This window comes from Salinispora pacifica CNR114, assembly GCF_000514775.1.
In the GTDB taxonomy this organism is placed as follows: domain Bacteria; phylum Actinomycetota; class Actinomycetes; order Mycobacteriales; family Micromonosporaceae; genus Micromonospora; species Micromonospora pacifica.
Genome location: NZ_KI911467.1, coordinates 328,620 through 354,122 on the forward strand (window position 1 = coordinate 328,620; position 25,503 = coordinate 354,122).

The 25,503-nt window shown below is 70.6% G+C and carries 25 protein-coding genes; 13 read left to right on the forward strand and 12 right to left on the reverse strand.

All coding sequences use genetic code 11. From position 1 onward, the window contains the following. Nucleotides 1-8: 8 nt before the first annotated feature. Nucleotides 9-1,421, reverse strand: coding sequence for a cytochrome ubiquinol oxidase subunit I (locus B118_RS0126520; RefSeq protein WP_028193752.1), 1,413 nt, complete (start codon nt 1,419-1,421; stop codon nt 9-11). A 164-nt stretch (nt 1,422-1,585) separates the two neighbouring features. On the opposite strand from B118_RS0126520, the gene B118_RS0126525 reads away from it, so the two are divergent. From B118_RS0126525 to B118_RS0126540, 4 genes are all read left to right on the forward strand, one after another. Further along, complete coding sequence (locus B118_RS0126525; protein ID WP_018219696.1) at nt 1,586-2,353, forward strand: lysophospholipid acyltransferase family protein; 768 nt, start codon at nt 1,586-1,588, stop codon at nt 2,351-2,353. Nucleotides 2,354-2,417: 64 nt separating this feature from the next. After that, the gene (locus tag B118_RS0126530; RefSeq protein ID WP_018219695.1) at nt 2,418-3,188 is read left to right on the forward strand and encodes a glycerophosphodiester phosphodiesterase family protein; all 771 of its coding nucleotides are present in this window, start codon (nt 2,418-2,420) and stop codon (nt 3,186-3,188) included. Between the two features lie 20 nt (nt 3,189-3,208). Beyond that, the gene (locus B118_RS0126535; RefSeq protein WP_018219694.1) at nt 3,209-4,597 is read left to right on the forward strand and encodes an MFS transporter; all 1,389 of its coding nucleotides are present in this window, start codon (nt 3,209-3,211) and stop codon (nt 4,595-4,597) included. A gap of 54 nt (nt 4,598-4,651) precedes the next feature. Beyond that, complete coding sequence (locus tag B118_RS0126540) at nt 4,652-5,359, forward strand: thymidine kinase (RefSeq protein WP_080645015.1); 708 nt, start codon at nt 4,652-4,654, stop codon at nt 5,357-5,359. Between the two features lie 43 nt (nt 5,360-5,402). On the opposite strand, the gene B118_RS0126545 is transcribed toward B118_RS0126540, so the two are convergent. Next, nucleotides 5,403-5,861, reverse strand: a complete 459-nt coding sequence (locus B118_RS0126545) for an Rv0361 family membrane protein (RefSeq protein WP_018219692.1) — start codon at nt 5,859-5,861, stop codon at nt 5,403-5,405. 82 nt (nt 5,862-5,943) lie between these two features. Between B118_RS0126545 and B118_RS0126550 the strand changes: the two genes are divergently transcribed. From B118_RS0126550 to B118_RS0126565, 4 genes are all read left to right on the forward strand, one after another. After that, nucleotides 5,944-6,945 (forward strand): Gfo/Idh/MocA family oxidoreductase, encoded by a 1,002-nt coding sequence (locus B118_RS0126550; RefSeq protein WP_026185166.1) that lies wholly within the window; start codon nt 5,944-5,946, stop codon nt 6,943-6,945. Nucleotides 6,946-7,036: 91 nt separating this feature from the next. Next, a complete protein-coding gene (locus tag B118_RS0126555; RefSeq protein WP_026270644.1) occupies nt 7,037-8,203 on the forward strand; it encodes a 3-dehydroquinate synthase family protein in 1,167 nt (388 codons plus the stop codon). Beyond that, the gene (locus B118_RS0126560; protein ID WP_018219689.1) at nt 8,200-9,111 is read left to right on the forward strand and encodes a sugar phosphate isomerase/epimerase family protein; all 912 of its coding nucleotides are present in this window, start codon (nt 8,200-8,202) and stop codon (nt 9,109-9,111) included. Before B118_RS0126555 ends, B118_RS0126560 begins: the two co-directional genes overlap by 4 nt. 12 nt (nt 9,112-9,123) lie before the next feature. Then, a complete protein-coding gene (locus B118_RS0126565) occupies nt 9,124-10,056 on the forward strand; it encodes an LLM class F420-dependent oxidoreductase (RefSeq protein WP_026185165.1) in 933 nt (310 codons plus the stop codon). Between the two features lie 23 nt (nt 10,057-10,079). Here the strand turns inward: B118_RS0126565 and B118_RS0126570 are convergent, their stop codons facing one another. The 5 genes from B118_RS0126570 to B118_RS0126590 all read right to left on the reverse strand — a co-directional run bounded on the left by B118_RS0126570 (nt 10,080) and on the right by B118_RS0126590 (nt 15,828). Next, nucleotides 10,080-11,078 (reverse strand): tyrosine-type recombinase/integrase, encoded by a 999-nt coding sequence (locus B118_RS0126570; RefSeq protein WP_027647016.1) that lies wholly within the window; start codon nt 11,076-11,078, stop codon nt 10,080-10,082. Between the two features lie 13 nt (nt 11,079-11,091). Further along, nucleotides 11,092-12,063 (reverse strand): hypothetical protein, encoded by a 972-nt coding sequence (locus B118_RS0126575; RefSeq protein WP_028193753.1) that lies wholly within the window; start codon nt 12,061-12,063, stop codon nt 11,092-11,094. Between the two features lie 162 nt (nt 12,064-12,225). Next, entirely contained in the window at nt 12,226-13,869 is a 1,644-nt protein-coding gene (locus B118_RS0126580) for an RCC1 domain-containing protein (protein ID WP_028193754.1), read from the reverse strand. A gap of 130 nt (nt 13,870-13,999) precedes the next feature. Continuing rightward, nucleotides 14,000-15,172 carry an MFS transporter gene (locus B118_RS0126585; RefSeq protein ID WP_155256610.1) on the reverse strand — a complete coding sequence of 391 codons (1,173 nt, stop codon included), beginning with the start codon at nt 15,170-15,172 and terminating at the stop codon, nt 14,000-14,002. A 152-nt stretch (nt 15,173-15,324) separates the two neighbouring features. After that, nucleotides 15,325-15,828 (reverse strand): MarR family winged helix-turn-helix transcriptional regulator, encoded by a 504-nt coding sequence (locus B118_RS0126590; RefSeq protein ID WP_018219684.1) that lies wholly within the window; start codon nt 15,826-15,828, stop codon nt 15,325-15,327. Between the two features lie 64 nt (nt 15,829-15,892). On the opposite strand from B118_RS0126590, the gene B118_RS0126595 reads away from it, so the two are divergent. After that, nucleotides 15,893-16,945 carry a bifunctional NAD(P)H-dependent oxidoreductase/GNAT family N-acetyltransferase gene (locus tag B118_RS0126595; RefSeq protein ID WP_026270640.1) on the forward strand — a complete coding sequence of 351 codons (1,053 nt, stop codon included), beginning with the start codon at nt 15,893-15,895 and terminating at the stop codon, nt 16,943-16,945. Between the two features lie 90 nt (nt 16,946-17,035). Here B118_RS0126595 and B118_RS0126600 read toward each other — a convergent pair whose 3' ends face one another. After that, nucleotides 17,036-17,359, reverse strand: coding sequence for a GYD domain-containing protein (locus B118_RS0126600; RefSeq protein WP_018219682.1), 324 nt, complete (start codon nt 17,357-17,359; stop codon nt 17,036-17,038). Nucleotides 17,360-17,535: 176 nt separating this feature from the next. Between B118_RS0126600 and B118_RS0126605 the strand changes: the two genes are divergently transcribed. Then, nucleotides 17,536-18,135, forward strand: coding sequence for a TetR/AcrR family transcriptional regulator (locus B118_RS0126605; RefSeq protein WP_033669734.1), 600 nt, complete (start codon nt 17,536-17,538; stop codon nt 18,133-18,135). A 24-nt stretch (nt 18,136-18,159) separates the two neighbouring features. On the opposite strand, the gene B118_RS0126610 is transcribed toward B118_RS0126605, so the two are convergent. The 4 genes from B118_RS0126610 to B118_RS0126625 are packed head-to-tail and all read right to left on the reverse strand — an operon-like array spanning nt 18,160 to nt 21,786. Further along, entirely contained in the window at nt 18,160-19,398 is a 1,239-nt protein-coding gene (locus B118_RS0126610; protein ID WP_028193756.1) for a glycosyltransferase 87 family protein, read from the reverse strand. Next, nucleotides 19,395-20,066: a class I SAM-dependent methyltransferase gene (locus tag B118_RS0126615; protein ID WP_018811079.1), complete on the reverse strand. Its 672-nt coding sequence runs from the start codon at nt 20,064-20,066 to the stop codon at nt 19,395-19,397. The genes B118_RS0126610 and B118_RS0126615 overlap by 4 nt, the downstream gene beginning before the upstream one ends. Next, on the reverse strand, nt 20,066-20,776 hold the full coding sequence (locus B118_RS0126620; RefSeq protein WP_018219678.1) for a polysaccharide deacetylase family protein: 711 nt from the start codon (nt 20,774-20,776) through the stop codon (nt 20,066-20,068). Before B118_RS0126620 ends, B118_RS0126615 begins: the two co-directional genes overlap by 1 nt. Then, nucleotides 20,773-21,786, reverse strand: coding sequence for a glycosyltransferase (locus tag B118_RS0126625; protein ID WP_028193757.1), 1,014 nt, complete (start codon nt 21,784-21,786; stop codon nt 20,773-20,775). The genes B118_RS0126620 and B118_RS0126625 overlap by 4 nt, the downstream gene beginning before the upstream one ends. Before the next feature lie 342 nt (nt 21,787-22,128). On the opposite strand from B118_RS0126625, the gene B118_RS0126630 reads away from it, so the two are divergent. Genes B118_RS0126630 through B118_RS0126640 form a run of 3 tightly spaced genes read left to right on the forward strand, consistent with a single transcriptional unit; the run spans nt 22,129 to nt 25,496 of the window. Next, the gene (locus tag B118_RS0126630; RefSeq protein ID WP_080635108.1) at nt 22,129-23,445 is read left to right on the forward strand and encodes an aspartate aminotransferase family protein; all 1,317 of its coding nucleotides are present in this window, start codon (nt 22,129-22,131) and stop codon (nt 23,443-23,445) included. Next, nucleotides 23,439-24,482 (forward strand): NAD-dependent epimerase/dehydratase family protein, encoded by a 1,044-nt coding sequence (locus B118_RS0126635; RefSeq protein ID WP_018219675.1) that lies wholly within the window; start codon nt 23,439-23,441, stop codon nt 24,480-24,482. The genes B118_RS0126630 and B118_RS0126635 overlap by 7 nt, the downstream gene beginning before the upstream one ends. A gap of 15 nt (nt 24,483-24,497) precedes the next feature. After that, nucleotides 24,498-25,496: a UbiA prenyltransferase family protein gene (locus tag B118_RS0126640; protein WP_028193758.1), complete on the forward strand. Its 999-nt coding sequence runs from the start codon at nt 24,498-24,500 to the stop codon at nt 25,494-25,496. The last annotated feature ends 7 nt before the right edge of the window (nt 25,497-25,503 follow it).

Sequence of the window (25,503 nt, forward strand, 5' to 3'; positions counted from 1 at the left end):
TCCGCAGATCAGTAGGCGAAGGCGAGCGGGCGCTCGGCGTCGTCGGTGTCGTCGGGTTCGGGGGCGGGGGTCAGGTCGGGTACGCCGGCCTTGGCGTAGCGGATGAGGAGTTTGCATTCGATGACGGCGAGGGCGGCGTAGATGAGGGTGAAGGCGGTGAACGAGGTGAGGACTTCGGCCAACGACACGCTGCGGGAGACGCCGTCGCGGGTGAGCATTTCGCCGAAGACGATCCAGGGCTGGCGGCCCATCTCGGTGAAGATCCAGCCGAAGGAGTTCGCGGCGAGGGGTAGGAGGGGCATGACCAGGCCGGCGCGGAGTAGCCAGCGGCTGGTGGGGGTGCGGCCCCGGCGTTGGCCCCAGAGCACCAGGAGGGCGATCGCGGCGGCGGCCAGCCCGAAGCCGATCATGAGGCGGAAGCTCCAGTAGGTGATCGGGATGATCGGGGTGTAGCTGCCGGCGCCGTACTGGGCGGTGTATTGGGCTTGGAGGTCGTTGATGCCGCTCACGGTGCCGTTGGGGTCGCCGGTGCCCAGGTAGGACAGCAGGTAGGGGATCTTCAGGGCGAAGAGTTCGCGGTTGCCGTCGAGGCTGCCGATGGTGAGTACGGAGAAGGAGGCGGGGCTCTCGGTGTCGTAGAGGCCTTCGGCGGCGGCCATCTTCATGGGCTGGACCTGGGTCATGATCTTGCCTTGGATGTCGCCGGTGATCATGACGGCGGTGGCGGAGATCAGGGTGACCCAGGATCCGAACTTGGCGGCGAATCGGTAGGCCGGGGTGTCCGTGGAGTCCGGTCTGCGGATCAGGTGCCACAGGGCGACGGCGACGAGGAGGGAGCCGGCGACGAGGAAGGCTCCGGCGATGGTGTGCGGGAAGGTGATCAGGGCGACCTTGTTGGTCAGGACGGCGACGAAGTCGGTCAGTTCGGCGCGGCCGGTGTCGGGGTTGATCCGGTAGCCGACGGGGTTTTGCATGAATGAGTTCGCGGCGAGGATGAAGTAGGCCGACAGGTTGGTGCCGATGGCGGCGGCCCAGATGGTGGCCAGGTGTAGGCGTTTGGGTAGCCGGTCCCAGCCGAAGATCCAGAGGCCGATGAAGGTGGATTCGAGGAAGAAGGCGACCAGGGCTTCGATGGCCAGGGGGGCGCCGAAGATGTCGCCGACGAAGCGGGAGTAGTCGCTCCAGTTCATGCCGAACTGGAATTCCTGCACGATGCCGGTGACCACGCCCATCGCGAAGTTGATCAGGAAGAGTTTGCCGTAGAACTTGGTGAGTTTGAGGTACTTCTCGTCGCCGGTGCGGTGCCACAGCGTTTGCAGGATGGCGACCAGGATGGACAGGCCGATGGTTAGTGGCACGAACAGGAAGTGGTAGACGGTGGTGACACCGAACTGCCAACGGGCGACGTCTAACGCGTCCACCTGTGACCCCCAGATCTACGGACTTACTACGAAGCGTAGTAGATACTACAGTCGGTCGTAGAAGAATTCTCAGGGGCGGGGGGCCCGAGGCCCCGGGACCAACGGCCTCGATCATCGGGGTCAACGGTCCGCTGGGTGCGCGCTCATGCGATCATGAAGCGCTGATGGAGACTGGGCACCCCGAATGGCGAGCGCCGCTGCTGTGGCGTACCGCCCAACCGCTCGCCCGCGTCGTGGTCGGCGCCCTGGCCCGGCTGGAGGTGGCCGACGAGATTCCGCGGCGCCTGCGCCCCGGCCCCCTGCTGCTGGCCGCCAACCACATCAGCCCGTTCGACCCGATCGTGCTCGCCGCCGCCTGCCACTCGGTGGGGATCGCGCCGCGGATCATGGCCACCGGCGGGCTGTTCCGCGCCCCGCTGGTCGGTGCCGCCATGCGGCACGCCGGGCACATCCGGGTCGACCGGGGTGCCAGCACCGTGGCCGAGGCGATGACGGTGGCCGCCGACGCCCTGGCCGGCGGCGCGGTCATCCTGGTCTATCCGGAAGGCCGTATCGGCCTGGATCCGGGGCTCTGGCCCGAGCGGGGCAAAACCGGCGTCGCCCGGCTCGCCCTACGCTGCGGTGTGCCCGTGATCCCGGTCGCGCAGTGGGGCGCCCACGAGGTGCTCCCCTATCGGACCCCGAAGGGGCTGGCCCCCGCGCTCGCCCGCACCGTCACCCACCGGCGGGTGGTCCGGGTACGCTTCGGTGCCCCGGTCGACCTCACCGACCTGGCGCCCGAAGCACCCGGTGCGGCCCGCCGCGCCACCGACCGGATCATCGACGCGATCACCGAGACGCTGGCCCCGCTTCGGCCCGACGAACCCGACCGGCCCCGCCACGTCGATCCCGGGCGGCCGGTCGACACCAGCCGCTCCCACCGTCGGAGCTGACACCCACCACTTTCGGGCTGTCGCCCACTACCTGACGACTGGGTTGGCCGGCATACTTCTCGGCGTGCTGACCGGCCCTTGCCCCTACCTCGACACACCAGCGCCGCTGGCATTCGCCCACCGTGGTGGCGCCGCCGAGGGCGACGAGAACACGGCCGCGGCATTTGCCCGCGCCATCGACCTGGGCTACCGGTACGTCGAGACCGATGTGCATGCCACCGCCGACGGTGTCGCGGTGGTCTGCCACGACCCCACGCTGCACCGGGTGACCGGCTCCCCCGGGCGAATCGCCGAGCTGCGGTGGGCCGACCTGGCGACGGTGCGCGTCGGCGGGGCCTCCGTCGTGCCCCGCCTGGACGAGGTGCTGCACGCCTGGCCGCAGGTTCGGTTCAACGTCGACGTCAAGGCCGGCTCCGGCGTCGAACCGGCGGTGGCCGCCGTCGAGCGCGCCGGCGCCGGCGATCGGGTGCTGTTGGCCTCCTTCAACGACGCGCGGCTGGCCCGGATGCGGACGTTGACCGAGGGCCGGATCGCCACCAGCCTCGGCGTACGAGGGGTGGCGCGACTGCGGATGGCGTCGTTGACCGGCCGGCGGGTGCGGCTGCCGGAGTCGGTGGTCGCCGCGCAGGTGCCGGTACGGTACGGGCGGCTGCGAATCACCGACCGTCGGTTTCTGGCCTACTGCCACCGCCTCGGCCTGCAGGTGCATGTCTGGACCATTGACGAACCCGCCGAGATGCACGAGCTACTGGACCTCGGGGTGGATGGCATCATGACCGATCACGTGGGCGTGCTGCGCGACGTCTACCGCAGCCGCGGCCACTGGGCCGTCTGATTCAAGGATAGCTCCCGGACATGTCCGCCACCCCCATCGTTGACGACACTCCCCTCACCCCGCGCAGCAGCCGTCGGGAACGCACCGGTTGGTACTTCTACGACTGGGCGAACTCTGCGTTCCAGACCACCGTCATCACCGTGTTCCTCGGGCCGTTCCTCACCACCGTGGCGGAGCAGGCTGCCGGCTGTGAGCTCGGTGCGGACAGCTGCATCGGGTACGTGTACCCGCTGGGGATCAAGGTCGCGGTCGGGTCGTACTACCCGTATCTGATCTCACTGTCGGTGCTGCTCACCGTCTTCGTGTTGCCGGTTGTCGGCGCGGTCGCCGACCGGACGCGGCACAAGAAGCGGCTACTCGCCGCCGCGGCCTACGTCGGTGCCGGTGCGACCGTCGCGATGGCCTTCGTCACCGGGGAGCGGTACCTGCTCGGCGGGGCGCTGTTCCTGGTCGCCAACATCGCCTTCGGCGCCGCGATCGTGGTCTACAACTCCTTCCTGCCGCAGCTGGGTGGGCCGGACGACCGGGACGGCATCTCGAGCCGGGGGTGGGCGCTGGGGTACCTCGGCGGGGGTCTGTTGCTGGCGCTCAACCTGGCCGTGGTCACCGCGTTCACCGAGGAGGGCAACCCGCAGCGCACCCTGGACCTGGCCCGCTGGTCGATCGTTTCGGCCGGGGTGTGGTGGGCCGCGTTCACTCTGGTGCCACTGCGCTGGCTCCGCGAGCATCCCACCGCCGCGGCGCTGACCGGCGGCGGCAACGTGCTCACGGATGGTTTCCGGCAGCTCGGGCGTACCCTGCGGCAGCTGCGGGCGTATCCGTTGACGCTGTTTTTCCTGCTGGCGTTCCTGGTCTACAACGACGGCATCGCTACGGTCATCACCCTGTCCTCCCAGTACGGCACCGAAGAGCTACGGCTGACGCAGAGCACCCTGATCATCACCATTCTGTTGGTGCAGTTCCTAGCCTTCGGTGGCGCGCTGCTGCTCGGCGCGCTCGCCCGGCGGATCGGTGCGTGGAAGACCGTCCTGTTGAGCCTGGTGCTGTGGATCGCGGTGGTGATCGCCGCGTTCCGGCTGCCCGCCGAGGCGCCGTTGCCGTTCATGGCGCTCGGCGCGGCCATCGGGCTGGTGCTCGGTGGTAGCCAGGCGTTGAGCCGGTCGTTGTTCAGCCAGCTCATCCCCGCCGGTAAGGAGGGTGAGTACTACGGCTTCTACGAGATCAGCGACCGGGGTACCAGCTGGCTTGGTCCGCTCGCCTTCGGACTGGTGTTCCAGCTGACCAACTCATACCGGGTGGGCCTGGTCTCGCTGCTGATCTTCTTCGTGGTCGGGTTTGTGCTGCTGCTGGCGGTACCGATGCGGCGGGCGATCGTGGCCGCGGGGAACCGACCACCGCGGGTGCTGTGAGCCGGTCGATTGCTGCCGTCGCCGCGGCGGGTTGATGGGCTAGGCTGCCGGACCGTGACCGACCACACCCCCGCCGATTCAACTCCCCTCTCCCCCGTGTCCGGATCGTCCGTGCGCGCCGGCGCGCACGGACGTCCGTTGCACGCCGCGGCGCTGCGGTTCTACTGGGGTCCGATGGACTGCGGCAAGTCCACCATGGCGTTGCAGATGAACTACAACCATGCCCGGCAGGGTCGGCGAGGCCTGGTCACCACCCGCATCGACCGGTCGTTGGGCCCGCGGGTGACCACCCGGGTCGGGTTGGCGCACGAGGCGGTTGAGGTCACCGCCGAGCTGGATCTGCGCGCGCTGGTCCGCAGCCGGCGGGCCGAGGGCGTCGGAATCGACTACCTGATCTGTGACGAGGCCAGTTTCTACCAGGTCGAGCAGGTGGAGCAGCTGGCCGAGTTGGTTGACGCCGACGATGTTGACGTTTACGCGTTCGGCCTGGCGACCGACTTCCGGTCCCGGATGTTCCCGGCCGCGCGGCGGCTGTTCGAGTTGGCGGACTCGGTGGCCCGGATCCAGGTGGAGGTGCTCTGCTGGTGCGGGCGGGAGGGGCTACTCAACGCCCGCGTGGTCAACGGGCGGGTGGTGCGGGAGGGCGCGCAGGTGGTTGTCGGCGACACGGCCGAAACCGCCCAGGTGCGTTACCAGGTGCTCTGCCGACGCCACCACCGTGCCGGCGAGTTGGGGCCGGCCACATCCGGCTGTTCCGGCTGACCGGATCAGTCCCGGTGCGGTAGATCATCCCTGGTTCGGTGGATCAGTACGGGTCGCCGCAGACCCGCCAGCCGCCGTCCTCGGTGATGATGGAGAGGTCCCGCTGTTCGGTGGTGCCGCTGTCGCGGGTCAACCGTACGGTGACGGTGCCCTGTGGTCGGCCGCGGCGGCTGGTTACCGCGACGTCGATGATCTCGTAGTTCTGCACGGTCGGCGGGGTTCGTACCCAGCTACTGAAGCCGATCTTGCTCCACCGGCTGCGGGAGTCGGCACAGAGCTGTTCGTAGGCGGCGGCGGTGTCCCCGGTGGTGAGCTGTCGCAGGAAGCCGTCAGCGGTGCGCCGTACCGGCTCGGCGGCGCGGGTCACCGCCTGTAGGTTCCACGCGGCCAGCCCGGCGACGCCCACACAGCAGAGCAGGACCATGGCGCCCGCGACGACCAGGCCGGTCCGGAGCGGCCGTCGCGGCTGCGACGGCCGAATCCACGGCGGCTCGGCGTTCACACCCTTCGACGGTAGAGACCTGCCTCCGGGCAATGGTGCGGAATACCGCGACGCCCGGCGGAAGTATTTCCATAATTACGGTATGCGTATTGCCGTTGTCGGGGTGGGCCGGATGGGCGCCATCCACGCCGCCAATCTTCGCCGCCACGCGGATGTCACCTCGTTGGTGGTCGCCGACTCGGACCGGCAGCGCGCCCAGGAGGTGGCGCACCGCCTCGATGCCAGCGCGGCCACGGTTGACGAGGTGTTCACCTCCTCGACGGAGGCGGTTGTCATCGCCGCCAACACCGCCGCACACGCCGAGTTGATCCGGCGGGCGGCACGGGCGGGTCTGCCCGTGTTCTGCGAGAAGCCCGTCGCGGCGGACCTGGCCGAGTCGATACAGACCGTGCAGGAGGTGCAGGCCGAGGGCGGGACTTTGCAGATCGGCCTCATGCGTCGGTTCGACGCGGGCTTTCAGGCCGGCCGGGCGCTGGTGCGGTCCGGACGGCTCGGTCGGTTACACACTGTTCGTTCTGTTGGCGCGGAGCCCGACCCCCCACCGGCCACCTACCTGTCGGCCTCGGGTGGGATCTTCTGGGACGCGCTGATCCACGACTTCGACCTGTTGCGGTGGATCACCGGCCGGGAGGTCGCCGAGGTGTACGCGTGTGGCTCGGACGCCGGGCCGCAGATCTTCGCCGAGCTGGGGGAACTCGACACCGCGATGGCGCTGCTGACGATGGACGACGGGACGCTCGCCGCCACCACCGCGGCCCGGTGCAACGGGGCCGGCTACGACGTGCGGATGGAGGTGTGCGGGGATGCGGACACCATCGCCATCGGGCTCGACCGGCACACCCCGCTGACCTCTGTTGAGCCGGAGACAACGTTCCCGTCGGCGGATCCCGTACAAAGTTTCCTGGAGCGTTTCGCGCCGGCTTTCGAGGCGGAGATCGACACCTTTCTTCAGGTTGCCCGTGGGGATCTGGAGAACCCGTGTGACGGGCGGGAGGCGGTGGAGGCGCTTCGGGTGGCGGAGGCGTGCTGGCGCTCGCAGCGGGAGCGGCGACCGGTTCGGCTGACGGAGATCGTCAGTTTCTGAGGCGGTCACGGTCTGCGGGACCGGCCGGCCCGGTATGCCGAGCTCCGGGCGGGGCGTGGCATGGTTTCGGGCCCGGCGGGAACCAGGGTTCATGCCCCGATCCTGGAAATGGGAGGCGCAGGTTTCCCGGCCCGTCGAGTGGCGGACCGCACTGTACGACGGGTTGATGGAGCTCACGCCCCGCAGCGAACCGGCGCTCTTCGGTGATCTGAGCCACTCCCGGCGACGCTTCGTAGCGGTCGACGAGAGCGCGTGGGGGTTGTACCAGAAGGAGATCACCTCGCTGCTGGACCGCTACCGACTCGAGTGGAACAACCCGCCCAGCCTGCTGCCGGGGGGCGAGGACGCCAAAACCCGCGACAGCGCGAACCGGATCTCCGATGAGATGAACGCCTTCGGCGTTGCCCGATTCGGCGAACCGCCGATCGCTATCGGCGGCGGCGTGCTGCACGACGTGTTCGGTCTGGTGGCGGGCGAATACCGGCGGGGCGTGTCGTGGGACTTCATCGGCACGACGCTCGTGTCCGCCATCGACTCGATGTTCGCCCTGAAGTGCGGCGTGAGCGCGGGATGGAAGAACCGGGCCGGTCTGTACCATCCCGCGCGGGCGTCGATGACCGATGCTCGTTTCTTCCAGACGTTGCCGCCGCACCAGATCAGGGACGGCTTCGCGGAGATCATCAAGATCGCTGTCGCCGGAGACCACGCCCTGTTCCGGCTCCTCGAGGAGGATGGACCGCGGGTCGCCGAGGAGCGTTTCCGCAGCTGCGACGGCCCTTCTGAGGAGATCCTCCGCCGGTCGATCTCGTGGATGCTGCGGGAGCTGAAGCGCAACCCGTTCGAGCGCGATACGGCCCGGGCCAGCTACCTCGGGCACAACATCTCGCCAGGGCTTGAGCCCACCGTGACGCACGGCCACGCGGTGGCGTTGGACATCGCCTGGACCAGCATGATCGCCTGGCGGCGGGGGCTGATCGGGCGTTTCGTCCGGGATCGGATCCTGCGCCTGATCCGCTCGTTCGGCCTGGACGTGTGGCATCCCGCGATGGCCGACACGGAACGGCTGGTGGCCGCCCTCTCCGACACCGCCCGACACCGCGGTGGTCAGCAACTCATCCCGACACCGACTCGGGTGGGTCGGGTGACCTACCTGGGGGATGTCACGGCCGACGAGCTGCGGCGCGCCGTCGAGGACCAGCACCAGTGGGACTCAGGCGAGCTGCGGTCGGATGCCGCGAAGGAGGGTGGTCGGCGATGAGTCCGTCGGACGGTCTGGATCACCGGATCCAGGTTGGTTCGTCCCCGGATTCCTGGGGGGTGTGGTACGCGAACGATCCACGGCAGGTTCCTTGGCCACGTTTCCTGGACGAGGTGGCCCGGGCCGGATTCGAGTGGATCGAACTCGGCCCGTACGGGTATCTGCCGACCGACCCGGCCCGGCTCGCCGGCGAAACCGCCCTCCGTGGCCTGCGGGTCGCCGCGGCGACGCTTTCGACGTCCCTGCACCGGGGCCAGAGCGGCTGGCAGGAGAGCTGGCCCCGGGTGGCGATGACCGCGGCGCTCGTGCGGGCGGTGGGCGGTTCCTGCATCGTGATCATGCCGGGCTACTGGCGCGACCCGTGGACCGGCGCGTTCACCGAGGAACCGCACCTCACGGCGGCGCAGTGGCGGGACCTCACCGTGTTGACCAATCGGCTCGCCCGACAGGTCCGCGACTCTTTCGGGTTACGCGTCATGCTCCACCCACACGCCTACACCCACATCAACAACGAGCCGACGGTCACCCGCTTCCTCGACGCGACGGACCCGGAACTGGTCTCCCTCTGCCTGGACGTCGGTCACTACGCCTACTGCGGCGGAGACAGCGTGAAACTGCTCGACACCTGTGGTGAGCGCGTCGGCCACCTGCACCTCAAGCAGGTCGACCCCGCGGTGCTGGCCGACGTTGTCGCCGAGGACGAGCCGTTCGGCACCGCGGTGGCCCGGGGGGTGTGGTGCGAGCCGCCGCACGGGCGTCCCGCGCTGGAACCGGTGCTGGCCGCCGCGCGACGACTCGACACCGACATGTTCGCCATCGTCGAGCAGGACCTCTACCCCTGCCCCGCCGACAAGCCCTTCCCGATCGCGGAACGGACCCGCCGACTCCTGCACTCCTACGGATTGTGATGTTATCGACACATGCAGTGCCATGTGTTCACCAATCCGCAGCAGGGGGCGAGCTACGACGAGGTCGCCGCCACCGCCAGGGCCGTGGAGCAGCTCGGGCTGGACGGCTTCTTCCGCTCGGATCACTTCCTGGCGATGGAAGGTGCCGCGGGACTGCCCGGTCCCACGGACACCTGGGTGACCTTGGGCGCGCTGGCCCGGGAGACCCGACGCATCCGACTCGGGTCGTTGATGACCTCGGCGACGTTCCGGCAGCCGGGACTGTTGGCGGTCACGGTCGCCCAGGTTGACCAGATGAGCGACGGGCGGGTCGACTTCGGGTTCGGCACCGGATGGCACGAGCCGGAACACCGCGCCTATGGTGTCCCCTACCCCGCCCTCGGCGAACGGTTCGACCGCTTCGAGGAACAACTGGACATCGTCACCGGCCTGTGGGGCACCCCGCCGGGCGAGCTGTTCACCCATCCCGGGCGGTACTACCGGTTGACCGACGCACCGGGGCTACCGAAACCTGTCCAGCGGCGTCCTCCGATCATCATCGGCGGCACCGGACCGACGAGGACACCGCGCCTGGCGGCCCGCTACGCCGACGAGTTCAACTTTGCCTTCCCGACCCTGACGGAGATCGCGGAGCAGGGCGCGCGGGTGGACGCGGCCTGCGAGAAGGCCGGTCGGGTGCCGTCGAGTCTTCGCCGCTCGGCTGTTGTCCTGCTCGTCTGTGGTCGGGACTCCGGCGAGGTGGCCCGGCGCGCGGAACCGGTCGGTGGGCTGTTCACCGCGCAGATGATGGAGCACGGGCTGGTCGGTTCCCCGACGCAGGTGGTCGACCGGATCGGGGAGTTGGCCGAGGCGGGCATCAGCCGGCTCTATCTGCAGACGCCACACCAGTTCGACGTTGATCATCTGGCGTACTTCAGCCACCATATCCTGCCGCAGCTGGACTGACCGGTGCTGCCGGTGGGCCGGGGTCAGCCGCGGCGGCGGGACCGGGCCGCCCAGATCGCGTACGCCGGGTCCCGGTCGAGATTGTGTCGGTCGCGGTCGTAGCGGCGGGTGGTGCGCGGGTCGGCGTGCCCCATCGCGTCCTGCACGTCCTCCAACGGTACGCCCTCGGCGCGGGCCGTCGTGGCGAAGGCGTGCCGCAGTGAGTGCGGTGACAGCCGCGCCCACCCCGGGATGCCGGCTTCCCGGGCCAGCCGGCGGACCAGCCGGAACACGGAGTGCCGGTCCAGGCGGGCTCCGGTCGAGGTCACCAGCAGCGCACCGGTCAACCGGTGCACCGGCACCGCCGCGGCGCTGGCGCGCGACGCCAGGTAGTCGTGCACCGCTGCCGAGGCGCTCGGGGTGAGGGCCCGCCGCCGGGCCCGGCCACCCTTACCGGTGAAGCGGACACTGTGGTGGCCGCGTTCGGTGCCCAGGTCGCCGACGTCCAACGACACCAGTTCACCGACCCGCAGCCCGAGGTCGACCAGCAGCGCCACGGCGGCCCGGTTGCGGGCCGCGGTCGGGCCGGTGGCACTGTCGGCGACGGTGAGTAGCGCGTTGACCTCCTCCGGCGTGAGCCCGATGGTCCCCGAGTGGTCGCGGTCCACATGGGGGCGATCCGCTCCGGGCACCGGATTGGTCTCGACGGCCCGCAGCTTGACCAGAAAGTCGTACCAGCTGGACAGGGCGGAGAGTTTACGGGCGACCGTGGCGGGCGTCAGTGGCTTGCCGCTGCGGGTGTTCGGCGTCGATTCCAGCCACCGGGCGTACGCGTTGACGTGCAGGAAGGTTGCCCGCAGCGGGTCGGTGTCGGCGTCGGCGCACCAGCCGAGCCAGCCGGCGACATCCCGCCGGTAGGCGGCTCGGGTGTGTTCGCTGAGCCGGCGGTTGGCCAGCCACGCCTCGGTGAAGTCAGCCGCGCCGGCCGGCAGCGCCGGCGTTGGGGTCCAGCGGCGCCGCACCGGCACCTCAGAGGAGAGCATGTGCGAAAGGTACTCAGGATGGGAGGGGTAACGGTCGGAGGCGCGCCCGCCGGAGCGCTGCGGTCACCGCCGCGAGGGTGAGCGCGGCGACCGCGGCGAACGCGGTCAGGCTCGCCAGGTCGGGGTGCAGGACTGACTGGCCCCGGCTGGCCTGCCAGCTGAGCACCGCGAACACCCCGGTACCGCCGATGGCGGCGGCGCCGACGAGGTCGGCGCGGGTCCGCTCGTCGCGCAACCAGGGCCGGCGGGCCGCGGCGGCACCCAGGGCCACGGTGAGCAGCAGCAGCCCCTGGATGGCGTGCATGCCCACGAAGTGCGGAACTCGCAGGTCCCCACCGGTCGTGCTCCACCGGGTGACCGGCATTCCGTTGCCGTCGGGGTCGCCGATGCCGTGCGCGCCGATCAGGGACACCTGCTGGCCGTTGGCGTCGGCCACCACCCGCGGCGTCTGCCCCGAGCTACTCAGCCACAGGGCCACGACCATGCTGGCGACCGCCAGGCCGAGCCCGGCGCGCAGCGCCCGGGTCAGCGCGCGGTCACCGACGCGCTGGACCAGCAGCAGGATCGCCACGAAGAAGGTGGTCAGCAGCAGCGGCATGATGCCGACGGAGAACAACGCCTGGACGGTGCGGGCCACCGGGTCGGTGTTGTCGTTGAAGTGGCTGAAGGTGCCGTTGGCGGCGGCGTAGGCGACGGCACCGACATCCAGCACCCCGGCGAAGGCGAAGATCGTACCGAGCCACCAGCCGATGCGTCGGCCCCGGTGGAGCTTGCCGAGCAGCCACGCCAACACGAGGGCGTGCACGCCCATGGCAAACCCGAACTTCAACGGTTTCAGCCAGACCGGCTCGCCGACGAGCTGCCGATTGTCAAGCAGCAGGCCCCCGATGGACACCAGGGCAACGGTGAACATGAAGACCGCGTTCGTGAGCAGCGGCCGGTGCCACTCGGTCTGCCCGCGGTGAGGTGCGGTGGTGATACTCATGCGTCGCTCCGTCCGCCGGCGCGCACCCGGCCCGATGCCGGATGCGCCTCTGAGCGTCCTCGAACGCGCGGCGCGGCACCATCCTGCAGGCCACCGGCCGAGCCGGGGGTTAACCCTCCTTTCGCGGGCCCGGTTGCGGCGCGGTCATCGCGGCTGGGGTGATCAGGGTCGGTGGGTGCGGTGCAGGAGGGCGGCGCCGGCGAGGATGAGCAGGGCGGCGGCGCCGAGTAGGCGGGGCAGGCTGGCCCCGGTGATGGGTAGGTCGGGATCGGTGGGGTCGGCGACGGTGATGGTGGTGGCCGCGGACTGACTGTGGGGGCAGGTGGTGGTGCTGGTGTAGTTGGCGGTGATGGTGTGGGCGCCGGCGGGGAGCCGGGTGGTGTGGGTGGCGGTGTTGGTGGCGTCCAGGGGCACGGTGGCGAGGTCGGTGTTGTTGGTGCGGAAGGTGATGCTGCCGGTGGGCGCAGCGATGTCGCAGGTGACGGTGGCGGTGAGGGTGACGTCCTGATCGGTGGTCGGGTCCGCCGGCGAGATGCGCAGCGTTGTGGTGGAGCTCGCCGGCGCGGCAACCAGGGCCAGGCTGTGGTCGTCGCCGGCGGCGACGGCGGTGATCGGGGTGCCGGCGGGCAGGCTGACCGCGACCGGCTCGCTGCTGTCGGTGATGGTCCCGTTGCCCAGCTGGCCTTCGTTGTTTCTGCTCCAGGCGAGGGCGGTGGCGGTGGCGGTCAGCGCCACGGCGTGGTCGCGGTGGATGGCGACAGCGGTGAGCGTGGCGCCGGCGGGCACTCGGACGGCGACCGGGGTGCTGCTGCCGGTGGTGGTCCCGTCGCCGAGCTGGCCCTGCCCATTGTCACCCCAGGAGAGGGCGCCGCCAGCAGCGGTTAACGCCAGGCTGTGGTCGGCGCCGGAGACAACGGTGGTGGCGGTGACGCCGGCGGGCAGCCTGACGGCGACCGGGGTGCTGCTGTCGCTGGTGCTCCCATCGCCGAGCTGACCGAAGGAGTTCGCACCCCAGGCATGGACGGTGTCGGTGGCGGTCAGGGCCAGACTGTGGAAGTCTCCGGCGGCGACAGCGGTGGCCGGGGGCAGCTTCACGGTGATCGGGGTGCTGCTGCCGGTGGTGGTCCCGTCCCCCAGCTGGCCGCGGGCGTTGCCGCCCCAGGCGAGGGTGGTGCCGGTGGAGGTGACGGCCAGGCTGTGGCCGAGGCCGCCGGCGATGGCGGTGACGGTGGTGCCGGCGGGTAGCCGCACCGCGACCGGGGTACTGCTGCTGGTGGTGGTCCCGTCTCCCAGCTGGCCGGCGCGGTTTTCGCCCCAGGCGAACACCGCGCCGGTGGAGGTGATCGCCAGGCTGTGGTTGGCACCGGCGGCGATGGCGGTGACGGTGGTGCTGGCGGGTAGCCGCACCGCGACCGGGGTACTGCTGCTGGTGGTCGTGCCGTCCCCCAACTGGCCGAAGGTGTTACCGCCCCAGGCGAGCACGGTGCCGGCGGAGGTCAGGGCCAGGCTGTGGGTGTCACTGCCGGCGATGGCGGTGACGGTGGTGCCGGCGGGTAGCCGCACCGCGACCGGGGTGCGGCTGCTGGTGGTGGTCCCGTTGCCGAACTGGCCGAAGGAGTTGTCACCCCAGGCCAGGATGGTGTCCGCCGCGACGGCCGCGGTTGGTGTGCGCTGGGCACCCGCCGGCAGCACCCCGGCTGCCTGGGTGACCGTCACCGCCAGCGCGAGGCAGAATCCCCCGGCCAGCGCACGGGCCGCCCCACGCGCGCCAGCCCCTTGAAGATCCCGCGGACGAATTCCCGGCATTGTGCACACCTCCGAGCAGACAAGTGCCCGTCAATAGGACAGGGGCCATTATTGACCACTTATCACTCGGAAAGCGGTAGGAACATGCGCCAACCGGATCCTCGCCTGGTAGCCGGGTCGGGCCGCAGCCTCAGCGACGGCGGGTACGGGTCAACACGCGGACCAGGATGAGTATCGCGGTGGCCTGCGCGGCGGCGACCGCGGCGAGAAGCCCGCCCCGAGAAGAGTCGTACAGGGCGCCGGCGGCGACACCGCCGACGAGCGCACCGGCGGCCTGGACGGCGGCGAAGACGCCATACGCGGTGGCCCGGCGCGCCCGGGGCACAAGGTCGGCCACGAAGGCCTTCACGGTGGAATCCTGCACCCCCAGCGCGACGCCCCACACCAGGACCCCGCCGGCGGCCACCGCCAGGCCGGAGGTGAACGCCAACGGGGGCACCACGGCTACCAGAACGGGCAGGACCAGCAGAACCCGGGCGCCGATGCGGTCGTAGGCCGCACCGGTGGCGAGCGCGGCCACCGCCGCCGACGCCATCGCCGCCGCGTACAGCAGCGGCACCCCCGCCGCCGGCACCAGACCGGTCTGTGCCAGGTGGAAACCGATCAACCCGAAGGTCACCAGCCCCGCGGTGCACAGGGCGCAGGCCACCGCGAACCATCCGAAGGACGCCGGCAGCGAGGCCCGCCCGGCCGGGTCATCGCGCTCGTCCCGGTCGCCGACGGCACCGTCACGCGGGTGCGCGATGCCGGCGCGGCGGCGCAGGAGTACGAGCAGGACCATCGCCAGCGCCCCCGGCACCGCCAGCCCGGCCAGCCCCGGCCACAGGAGTCCACCGGCGGCGGTGGTGAGTGCTGCCAGCAGCAGCGGGCCGGCGAACGCCCCGACCTGGTCCAGGGCCTTGTGGACGCCCATTCCACGGCCCATCCCCACCGCGCCGGCGGCGTCCGCCAGCAGCACCGACTTCGCCGGTGACCGCACGGCCTTACCCAGGCGTTCAACCACGATCAACACCGCGGCCGCCACCAACCCCGCGGCACCCAACCGCGGGGTCACCGCCAGCAGCGGCACGCACACCGCCGTCAGCGCATACCCAACGGTCGTCAACGTCCAGTAGCGGCGGGTCCGGTCGGCCAGCGGCCCCGACACCAGCCGCAGCGCCAGCGCGGCCGCCTCACCAGCACCAGTGATCAAGCCGACGATCAGCGCGGAGGCGCCCAACGATGCCAGTAGCGGCCCGTACACCGACCGGGCGCCCTCGTACACCATGTCGGCGGCCAGGCTCACCACCCCGAAGCCGACCACCGTCCGCCACGGCGACCATCCCAACGCCCGCCGATCGTCGGGGTCTGCCGGAGCGCGCGGCGTCGGCCCGGAGTCCGTGGTTAGCACAGCCTCACCTAATCGGAGTTCGGGCTATGCGGTCAAACCGAGATCGCATGGACGCCTGGGTGGGGTCACCGACCGATTGTCACGTCGCCGGGCCGATCTTCGCTGGCTTGGGGCTCTTCCAACCTGCGAGCGATCTGTTCGATGGCGATGAGGTCTGCGGGGGTAAGTCGGTCGATGAAGTGACGTCGTACCGACTCGACGTGGGCCGGTGCGGCGTCTTCAAGCGCCGTCAGGCCCTGTGCGGTGAGCACCAGGAAGCAGCCCCGGCCGTCGTTCGGGTCGGGTGTGCGTTTCAGCAGACCACGCGCCGCCATCCGGGTGGCGTGCCGGGATAGCCGGCTGCGTGACCAGCCCATCTTGTCGGCCTGCTCCCCCAGGGTGCTGGTGTGGCCGGGTCGTTCCGACAGGGTGCTCAGTACTTCGTAGTCAGGTTCGGAGAGCCCGATCGCGGCCAGGTCGCGCGCCGTGCCGGCCTGGACGGCGACCGTGATGCGCAGGAACGCCCGCCAGGCGCGTTCCTGGTCCGGGTTCAACCAGCGTACGGTTCCGGTCGACGGTTTAGTTGACATGTAATCAAGCTAGCATCTACACTTCGTTTCCATGTCAACTAGACCGGTTCGCGTTCTTCTGCTGATCTGCAGCACCCGCCCCGGCGCTCTCGGTCCCCAGGTGGGCCGGTGGCTGGCCGAAGCGATCTCCCCACGCGCCGCGGAGCTCGGTGTCGAGCTGATGCCGGTGGCCCTCGGCGATGTGAACCTGCCGTTTCTTGACGAGGAGGAACACCCGTCGTCGGGCAGCTACCAGCATGAGCACACACGGCGCTGGAGCTCGATCGTTGACCCGGCGGATGGGTTCATCGCGATCACCCCGGAGTACAACCACGGGATGCCGGCGACCCTGAAAAACGCGCTGGACTATCTCCGTCGCGAATGGGCGTGGAAGCCGATCGGTTTTGTCAGCTACGGCAACACGTCGGCGGGCACCCGATCGGTTCAGCACGCCAAGCAGGTGGTGACCACGCTGCGTCTGGTTCCGTTGGGTGCCACGGTCGCGATCCGTCTCACTGACGCCACGACGGATGGACAACTACCACCCGATGCGGCTCGCGACCGGGCCGGCCTCGACCTACTGGACGAACTGGTCCGGGTCGCGAACGCCCTGCGGCCACTGCGTGAACACGCGCGGGTCGACAGCCGACCCGGACCGCTGCCAGGGTCCTACGTCAGACGGCTAAGCGGCGACGACGAACCTGAGGTGACGGTGTTGCAGCGGTGCTGCTGGATGGAGGAGGCCCTCGCCAATGAGACCACGGACATACCCGCCTTACACGAGTCGCCGGCACAGGTACGCGAATGGCTCGCGGCGTGGCACACCACGGGTCTGTGGCGTGACGGCCGCCTCCTGGGGATGGTGCGCGCCCGCCGCCTCGATACCGACTGGCACGTAGGTCGGCTCGCCGTCGTGCCCGACCTACGCGGCCAGGGGCTGGGCCGGTGGCTGCTGCGCACCGCCGAGGCCGGCGCCGCCCCCGACTGCGATCGCATCCTCCTGGCGACCGGAGCCAAGAGCCTGCGGAACCTCGACCTTTATCACAGCGAGGGGTACCACTCGGAATCGCTCACCAGCTCAGACGGAACCACCTGTCTCAGCAAGGACGTGACCCACCCGCGCGCACGCCGTACCTGAGGTCAGGGCGGTCCCGCGCTGGTCAATCAGGCAGCTGCCACCACCACCTTCGCCAGCGAAGCCGGGTGAGGCAGGGTGTGCTGCCGGGCCTCACTCCGGTCGGCCGGGCGCCTGGTAGGTGACCGGGAGCTTCACTGCCTCGTCCAGCTCTTCCGGAGTCAACAGTGGCACCATGATTGTCTCCCCACCGCCGGCCGCGCGGACGGCGATGCTGAGCGCGGCCGCGACCACGTTATCCCGCAGATCACACAAGACGTACACGTCGTGCTCACCGAACGAGAAGTACAGCGACTCCACCTGTCCGCCGGAGTTCTCGATGAGTGCCCGGACCACCTCGGCCCGTCGCGTCCCGCCCTCCTTGCCCAGTCCGCTGACACCCTGGGTGGTGTAGGTCGCTATCGCCAGGAACTTCACTACGCTGGCACCACCTTTCACCGTCGCTGGTGCTCCCGCTGCCTCCGCCCTGTACCCACAATCCGTCCCGCCACGCCTCGCCGCCTCGCGCCGGTACCGAGCCGGGGGCCGGGCGGCACCGGGGCGTCGGGAGGTCAACCGGTGTGCACAGCATCCGGGTTGTTACCGTGGTGAACATGTATGTACCCGAGGATCGCACCGCGAAGGCGATCATTCGGGACGCCGCCCTGGAACTGTTCGGCGAGCAGTGGCCGGCGGCGGCCTCACTCAAGCAGGTGGCGGAGCTGGCGCAGGTCTCCCAGTCGCTGATCATCAAACACTACGGGTCCCGTGACGGCCTGATCGCCGCGGTGGACACCCACGTGCTGGGCCTGTTGGGCAACGCGTTGGAGGCGCTCGCCGACACCGACGGAGCCAGTCGACCCAACCGCTTCCTCGCCTCGGCCGACGCGCTGCGGGCACCGGCCACCACCCGCTACCTCGCACACCTGCTCATCGGTGACACCGCACGCTCGGTTGAGGCGTACCGCCGGGTGCAGGAGTTCACCGACTCGCTGGTGCGCCGGATGACCGAGGCGGGTGCGGTCGCCGAGGACACAGACCGCGCGCAGCTCTCGGTCGTACTCCTGGCCCACGAGCTGTCGATCATCTTGTTGCGGGATCGCATCGCTGACGTGCTCGGCGCGGACCCGGTGGGCCGCGACGGCCTCCGCCGCTGGTGGGACACGATCGACCAGCTCTACTCGGGTACGGCGATCCGCAAGCCCTCCGGCTGAACCAGGGTGTGACGCCGCCCGCGTTCAGCGGCGTGCGGCGCTTCGCCGCAGTAGCCAACCAGCGAGCAGGACCAGCCCCGCGAGCGCGATCAACACGTACAGGTTGCTGTACACCAGGCCGAGGCCGGTGAAGTGCAGGTCCCAGCCACCCGGCGCGGCCAGCACCCAGCTGGTGCTGGCCACCAGCGCGAGCCAGACCGCGCCGAGCGCGGCAGCCCCGAGGCGGTGACCGTGCTGGCGGCAGCGGACGGCGAGCAGCACCATCGCCGGCACCCACCAGACCCAATGGTGGTGCCAGGAGACCGGGGAGACCAGCAGCCCGGTGCCAGCGCACGCCAGCACCGCGACCAGCTGGTCTGCGGCGCGCGCGCACCAGACGGCGAGGGCCGTACCGGCCGCGGCGACCACCGCCGCGGTCACCGCCCACAGCCAGGCCAGGTCGGGGGTGTCGGCGATGCGGGCGAGAGCGCCGGCCAACGACTGGTTCAGGATCGTGCGGGGGTCACCGGTGACCCGGGCTGTGTCGAGCAGGCCGCCCCCGAAGAACCAGGCCGAGTCCGTGGGTCGCCAGGTGAACCCGAGGCCGATGGTTGCCACGAACACGGCCGTGGCCGTGGCTGCCGCCCGGATCCGCCCGGTGAACAGCAGGAAACCCACGAAGATCAGCGGGGTGAGTTTGAGCCCGGCTGCCACCCCGATGCCGATCCCGCACCACCGGCTGGTGCGGCCGGGTATCAGGTCGTGGAGCACCAGCCACATGAGCAAGAGGCCGACCTGCCCTGCCTGCAGATGACCGGTGACGGGTAAGAGTGGCAGCACGGCGAGCACCGCCAGCAGCGTCGCAGGTGGCCGGCGACCGGGTGCGACGCCGGCGGCGTCGAGGGCCAGCCGGACGACCGCCACCAGCGCGGCCGCCGACACGGCCGTCCAGAGCCCCACGGCCACATCGGCGGGGACGGCGGCCAGTGGTCGCAGCAGCAGGGCGGCGAACGGCGGATAGGTGAACCCCAGCTCGATGCCGTCCCCGCCCCGGTAGGAGACCTGGTACAGGTTGCCGTCCCCGCTGGCCGCGGCGGCGGCGCCGGTGCGGTAGGCGGCCAGGTCACCCCAGAAACGCCCGGTGCCGCGGTGCACCAGCGCCGCCGCCACGGCCAGCAGGGCGACGATCCCCACCAGCGTCGCCCGCGACGCCACCGCTGCCACCGGCGGGCTGGCCGGCGGCGTCCGGGCGAGCTCGGAACCGGCGGTCGGCGCGTCGGTCACCGCCGCTCCCCCGCCGTACGTGACCCGGTGGCCTCCCGCGGCTGCTGGCCCGCCGGTGCTGGGCCGAGCACGAACGTGCCCCCGGCCGGCGCACCGTCGTGGAGCTGGGTTTTCTCCTCGTGCACGGTCAGCCCGCAGCCCCGGATCCGGTCGGCCAGGGCGGCGTGCGCGCCGCCGCTGTCGTACAGCCAGACGATGAGGACACCACCGGGGGCGAGCACGCGGGCCATCCGGTGGAGCAGCGCGACGGCCCGGTCGGCCGGAAAGTAGTAGAGCACCTCCCGCAGCAGGATCACGTCGTACGCCTCGGTGGCCCGGTAGGTGAGCACGTCGGCGACCTCGAACGAGCTGTGCGGTCGGCGCAGCGACCGGGCGCGACGCAGGGCGGTCCGGCTGATGTCAACGCCGTGGTAGTGCCGGTAGCCGGCGGGCGGCAGCACCAGATTCACTGTGGAGCCGCAGCCGAGGTCGAGGATCCGGGGTCGCGACACCCACCGATGGATGAGCTGCACGGTGGTGTGGTCGCCGGCCCGGTCCAGGTAGTTCCATCGGCCCAGGGCGTACTGCGTCTCCCAGAGCAGCGCGTTGAGCCGAGGGTACGGGCGGATCAGTACCGCCAACGGCCGGTGCAGTACGCGGGCGACGGCCCGCACCACGGCGCTGCCCATCAGCTTCGCCCCGGGCGCCCCGGACCCGGTGCGGGCGGCACCGGAACGAAGCGTAACCCGCGTCGCTGTAGCCGGGGGATCACCGCCGCCAGCGCGACCACGGTCTGCCAGCGGTCGCCGCCGCCGTCGTGGCACAGCAGGACATGGCCGGAGCGGCTACGCGTCAACGTACGGGTGATGTGCGCCACGCCCGGCTGTTTCCAGTCGCTGGAGTTGACGGTCCAGTCCATGGGGGTGAGCCCGGTCTGCGCCACCGTGTCGAGGACCCGGGGCGACCACCCGCCGCTGGGTGCCCGGAACAGGCGCGGCGCCTGGCCGACGGCGTCGGTGATCTGCTGCTGCGCCTGTTGCACCTCATCGCGCAGCAGCGCGGTGGGGAGCGCGGCGAAGGGCATCGGGTGACGCATCGAGTGATTGCCGATCTCGTGTCCGGCCTCGGCGATCCGCCGGGCCAGCCGGGGGTGCTGGGCCACCCGTGCGCCGATGAGGAAGAAGGTCGCTGGCACGGCATACGCGTCCAGCAGGTCCAGCAGGGCCGGGGTCCAGCGGGGGTCGGGCCCGTCGTCCACCGTCAGGGCCACCCCACCGGGCTGGACCCGGAACATCGGCCACCGCCGGCGGGCCTTCGCGCTGGTCGTCCAGAGCCGGTGGTAGGTCCGCACGCCGAGGAAGGCCGCTTCCCAGGCCCGGCCCGGCAGCGCCGAGGTCACGAGTCGGCCCGCGCCGCAGCGGGACGGGACGGGCCGAAGTCCCGATCGGTCAGGAACCGCACCCCACCCACCGTCGCCCCGGCGATGATCGCCAACTGCACCAGCAGGTGCGTGGCGAGGAAGAAGGCGAGAAACGCCGGACCGCGTCGGCGAAGCACGAACCGCGCCAGCCCCGGGTCGGCCACGACGAAGCCGAGCAGCGCGGCAGCGGGCAGGGCGAACAGGGCGGGCGCGAAGAGGCCCGCCGGGAGGGTACCGACGGCAAGCGCCGTCGCCAGCACGCCAAAGCTCCGGTTGGCCCGCAGCCCCGCCGGGCCGCGTTCCCGGACGGCCACCGGCACGAGCAGCTGGGAGCGGCCGAACTGTTTGCGGAGCATCGGCCACAACCGACTGTCGTCGTCGTGCCGACACGTCACCTCGGCGCTGAGCCAGATGCCGTGCCGGTCGGCCATCCGGTCGCTGAGTTCGACGTCCTCGGAGGCGCGCAGGTTCTCGTCGAAGCCGCCGACGTTGTCGAAGACCGTCCGGCGTACGGCGCAGAGCGCGAAGATGGCGGTACGGACCCGACCGGTGTTGCGGATCCGCCAGTAGTGGGCGTGCAGCAGCCGGTACGCCTCCACCGGCCCGTCGTCGAACAGCGGCTCGGTCAGGTAGATGCCGTGTACGCAGTCCACGTCGGGAGTCTCGGTGAGCACCCGCAGCGCGTTGGCGAGTGCGTCGGGCGCCGGCGCGCAGTCGGCGTCCACGAAGAACACCACCTCGCCCCGACTGGCCCGGATGCCCCGGTTGCGGGCCGCCGCCGGGCCCCGGTTGACCGGGTTGGGCAGCAGCGCAACGGCCGGGAACTCCCGGGCGATCCGCGGTGTCGAATCGGTGCTGGCGTCGTCGACGACGATCACCTCGTGCGCCGGGTGGGACTGGGCGAGGACCGCGGACAGGCAGGCGCGCAGGGTCCGCTCGCTGTTGTAGGCGGGAATGACGACCGAGACGTTCGCAGGCACGAACACCACCTATGTCAAATGGCCAGGCGCCCGCCGGGACTCGTACGCGAACGCGGTGACGGTTTCGTGCACGGTAACGACGGGGCGCGCTTCGTACAAGTGCCCCAACGGGGTGTGCAGCCGGCCTTTGGTGCGGTTCCAGTCGTCGTTCAGTCGCAGTTCAGTGCCGCTCGAAATAATGTCCGGGGTCGCCGGGAGTGGTCGTTGTTGACGTGCACCCAGGCCCGCGCCAGAACTGAAGAAGGGGGGCGCATGACGAGACTACTCAGCGTCGAGGAATGTGAGCGTCTTTCGGTGAAGGACGTACACGGTCTGTATCGACGTTTTGTCAACCGAAGTCAGGTCGGCCTGATGACGTCGTTCGGCTTTGGCCGGGAGCTGGTGGACCACGCCGAGGGGGCGTACCTGCATCTGCGTGATGGTCGCCGGGTGCTCGACCTCACCGGCGGGGTGGGTGTGCTCAACCACGGCCACAATCACCCGCGCCTGCTGGCGGCCCGTCGCCAGTTCGCGCAGCGGCGCCGGATGGAGGTGCACAAGACCTACTTCTCCCCGTACGTGGCGGGGTTGGCGCACAACCTGGCCCAGGTGCTGCCGGGTGACCTGAACATGTCCTTCCTGCCGAACTCCGGGGCGGAGGCCGTCGAGGGCGCGGTGAAGTTGGCCTACAAGTACCACGGCGGCCGGCGCAACACGATCCTGCACGCCGATATCAGCTTCCACGGCAAACTTCTCGGCTCCGGCAGTCTGACCGGCGCCGCGCAGAATCATTTCGCGTTTCCGGGGATTCCCGGCGTGGTCTCGTACACCTATGACGACCTGGAGTCGGTGCGCGCCGCCGTCGCGGCGCACCCCGATGACGTGTACGCCATTCTCGTCGAGCCGTTCAGTGCCTCCACCATGCGTTCGTGTTCCGCGGACTTCCTGCACGGGCTACGCACCTTGTGCACCGAGCAGGACATCGTGCTGGTCTTCGACGAGATCTACACCGGCTGGGGCAAGACCGGCAGCATGTTCTACTTCATGCGCCATGCGGATCTGTTACCGGATGTGGTGACCACGTCAAAGTCCTTCGGTGGCGGCAAGTCGTCGATATCCGCGTATGTGGCCCGGGAGCCGGTGTTCCGGCAGGCCTACGACAACCCGGTCGACGCGCTCATGCACTCGACGTCAACCACCTACTACGGCTTCGGCGAGGAGTGCGCCACCGCCATCGAGGCGATCGCCATCGCCGTCGAGGACGACTACCCGGCCCGGGCGCGAGGCATCGAGCAACTCCTCGGACCAGGCCTGCGGCGGATCGCCAAGCAGCACCCCGAGGCGGTGGCCGAGGTCACCGGTGCGGGGGCGCTGTGGGGGGTCTTCCTCGAAGGCGGACCGAAGGTGCTGGACCTGGCCGCGAAGATCGCGCCAGCCGGCCTGGCCCGAGATCCGCGACTACGTACCAAGTTGATCACCGCATCGGTGATCAACGCACTTTACCGGGAGCACGACATCTACACGTACTACACCCTCAACGGCGCCAGCCCGCTGGTGGTCGGACCGCCGCTGGTCGCCACCGACGACGACATCGAACACTTCCTGCACGCCCTCGACGCGGTCCTTGGCCAGGGACTCAACCGCCTCCTGCGCCGGTTCGTCGCCCAGAAGCTCGGCTCGCTGTGGTGATCGCGGTGACCGGCGCCGCCGGGATGCTCGGCTCGACCGTGGTGCAGCGGCTGACCGGCGCCGGATCCACGGTGACCGGCGTGGACCTACGGGCGGCCCCCGACGGCCCCGACACGCCGGGCTACCGGCACCTGGTCGGGGACATCCGCGACGCGGCGGTGCTGCGGGCCGCCTTCGACGACGCCGACGCGATCGTGCACTGTGCCGCCGCGCTGCCCAGCTACCCGCCGGAGCAGATCCGGGCCATCGTCGTGGACGGCAGCCGGGCCGTGCTGGACGCCGCCCGGGCCGCCCGGGTGCCCCGGTTGGTCTACATCTCCTCCACCGCCGTGTACGGGCTGCCCACCCAGGTGCCGACACCGGAGCAGCACCCGTACGCCCCGGTCGACGCGTACAGCACCGCCAAGGCCGACGCGGAGCGACTCGCGGTGGGCTACCGCGAGCACGGCCTGATCCTGCCGGTGCTGCGACCGAAGACCTTCCTGGGCCCCGGCCGGATGGGACTGTTCGCGATGCTGTTCCAGTGGGCGCACGAGGGGCGTAACTTCCCGGTGCTCGGCGACGGCTCGGTGCGCATCCAGATGCTGCACGTCGCGGACCTGGTGGACGCCGTCGAAACGGTGCTGCGGGTGCCCGCCGAGGCCGCCAACGACACGTACAACATCGCGGCGGCGACGTTCGGCACGCTCCGCGAGGACTTCCAGGCGGTCCTCGACGCCGCCGGACATGGCAAACGGGTGATCGGTCTGCCGGCCCGGCCGGCCCGGGTCGCGCTCGGGCTACTCGAACGCAGCGGCCTCTCGCCGGTGTACGGGCGGTTGCTGCACAAACTCATGGCCGACTCCTACGTCGACATCGACCGGGCCCGGCAGCGCCTCGGCTTCCACCCGCGACACAGCAACCGGGACGCGGTGCTGGAGACCTTCCGGTGGTGGCGCGGCCAGCAAGCCACCACCGCCGCCTCGACGGCCAGCGGACCGACCAGCCGTGATCCGTGGCGGCAGGGCGTACTCGCCGCCGCCCGGGTCTTCTTCTAACGCAGGAGGTCAGCCATGACCGCGGTCGAGGTGACGGCAGAGTCGGTTCCGGCCGAGGCCCGCGACGCTGCCGGCAGGCGCAACCCGGCGCGGCCGGCGACCGCGACCGAACGGCTCGACCTGCGCCTGGTCCGCCACGCCGGCGACCTGGTCCTGCTGGCCCGGCCCCGTCAATGGGCCAAGACGGTGCTGGCCGTGCCGCTGGCCCTGCTCGACACTCCGGCCTGGACCGTCGGCGGGCTCGCCCGCACCGCCTGGGCGGTGCTGCTGTTCACCCTCGCCTCGTCGTTGGTGTACGTCGTCAACGACATCGCCGACCGTGACCTGGACCGGAGGCACCCGGCGAAACGGGCCCGGCCGGTGGCCAGCGGCCGGACCTCGGTGGCCACCGCCGTCGGGTTCGCCGGCGTCCTCGCCGGACTGCTGGGCCTGGCGTTCGCCGTCGGCCCCGCGCTGCCCGGGTGGCCGCTCGCCGCCTACCTGGTGCTGAACGTGGCCTACAGCCGCTGGCTCAAACACATCCCGCTGGTGGACATCAGCGTGGTGGCCACCGGGTTCGGGCTGCGGGTGGTGCTGGGCTACGCCGCGACCGGCGCGACCGTGTCGGTCTGGCTGCTGACCGCCGTCTTCACCGCCTGCCTGGTGCTGATCCTCGGCAAGCGACGCGGGGAACTCGCCACCCAGGGCACCGGGTACCGGCCCGCGCTGCGCGGCTACACCCTGAACCTGGCCGATCACCTGATCAGCGTCAACGCCACCCTCACCGTCGCGGCGTTCCTGATGTACCTGCACACCGACGCCCCGATCGGCGTGCACCGCGAGGCCATCGTGCTCGCCGCCGTGCCCCTGACCCTCCTGGCCATCTCCCGCTACCTGCAGGCCGTCCTGGTACACCACGGCGGCGCGGATCCGGTCCGCACCCTGCTGCGGGACCGGCTGATCGTCGGCTCCGCCGCCCTGCTGGCGGCGGCCGTCGGCGCCGGGCTGCTCGCCGCCTCCCTGCCAACCTCCTGAAAGCGGT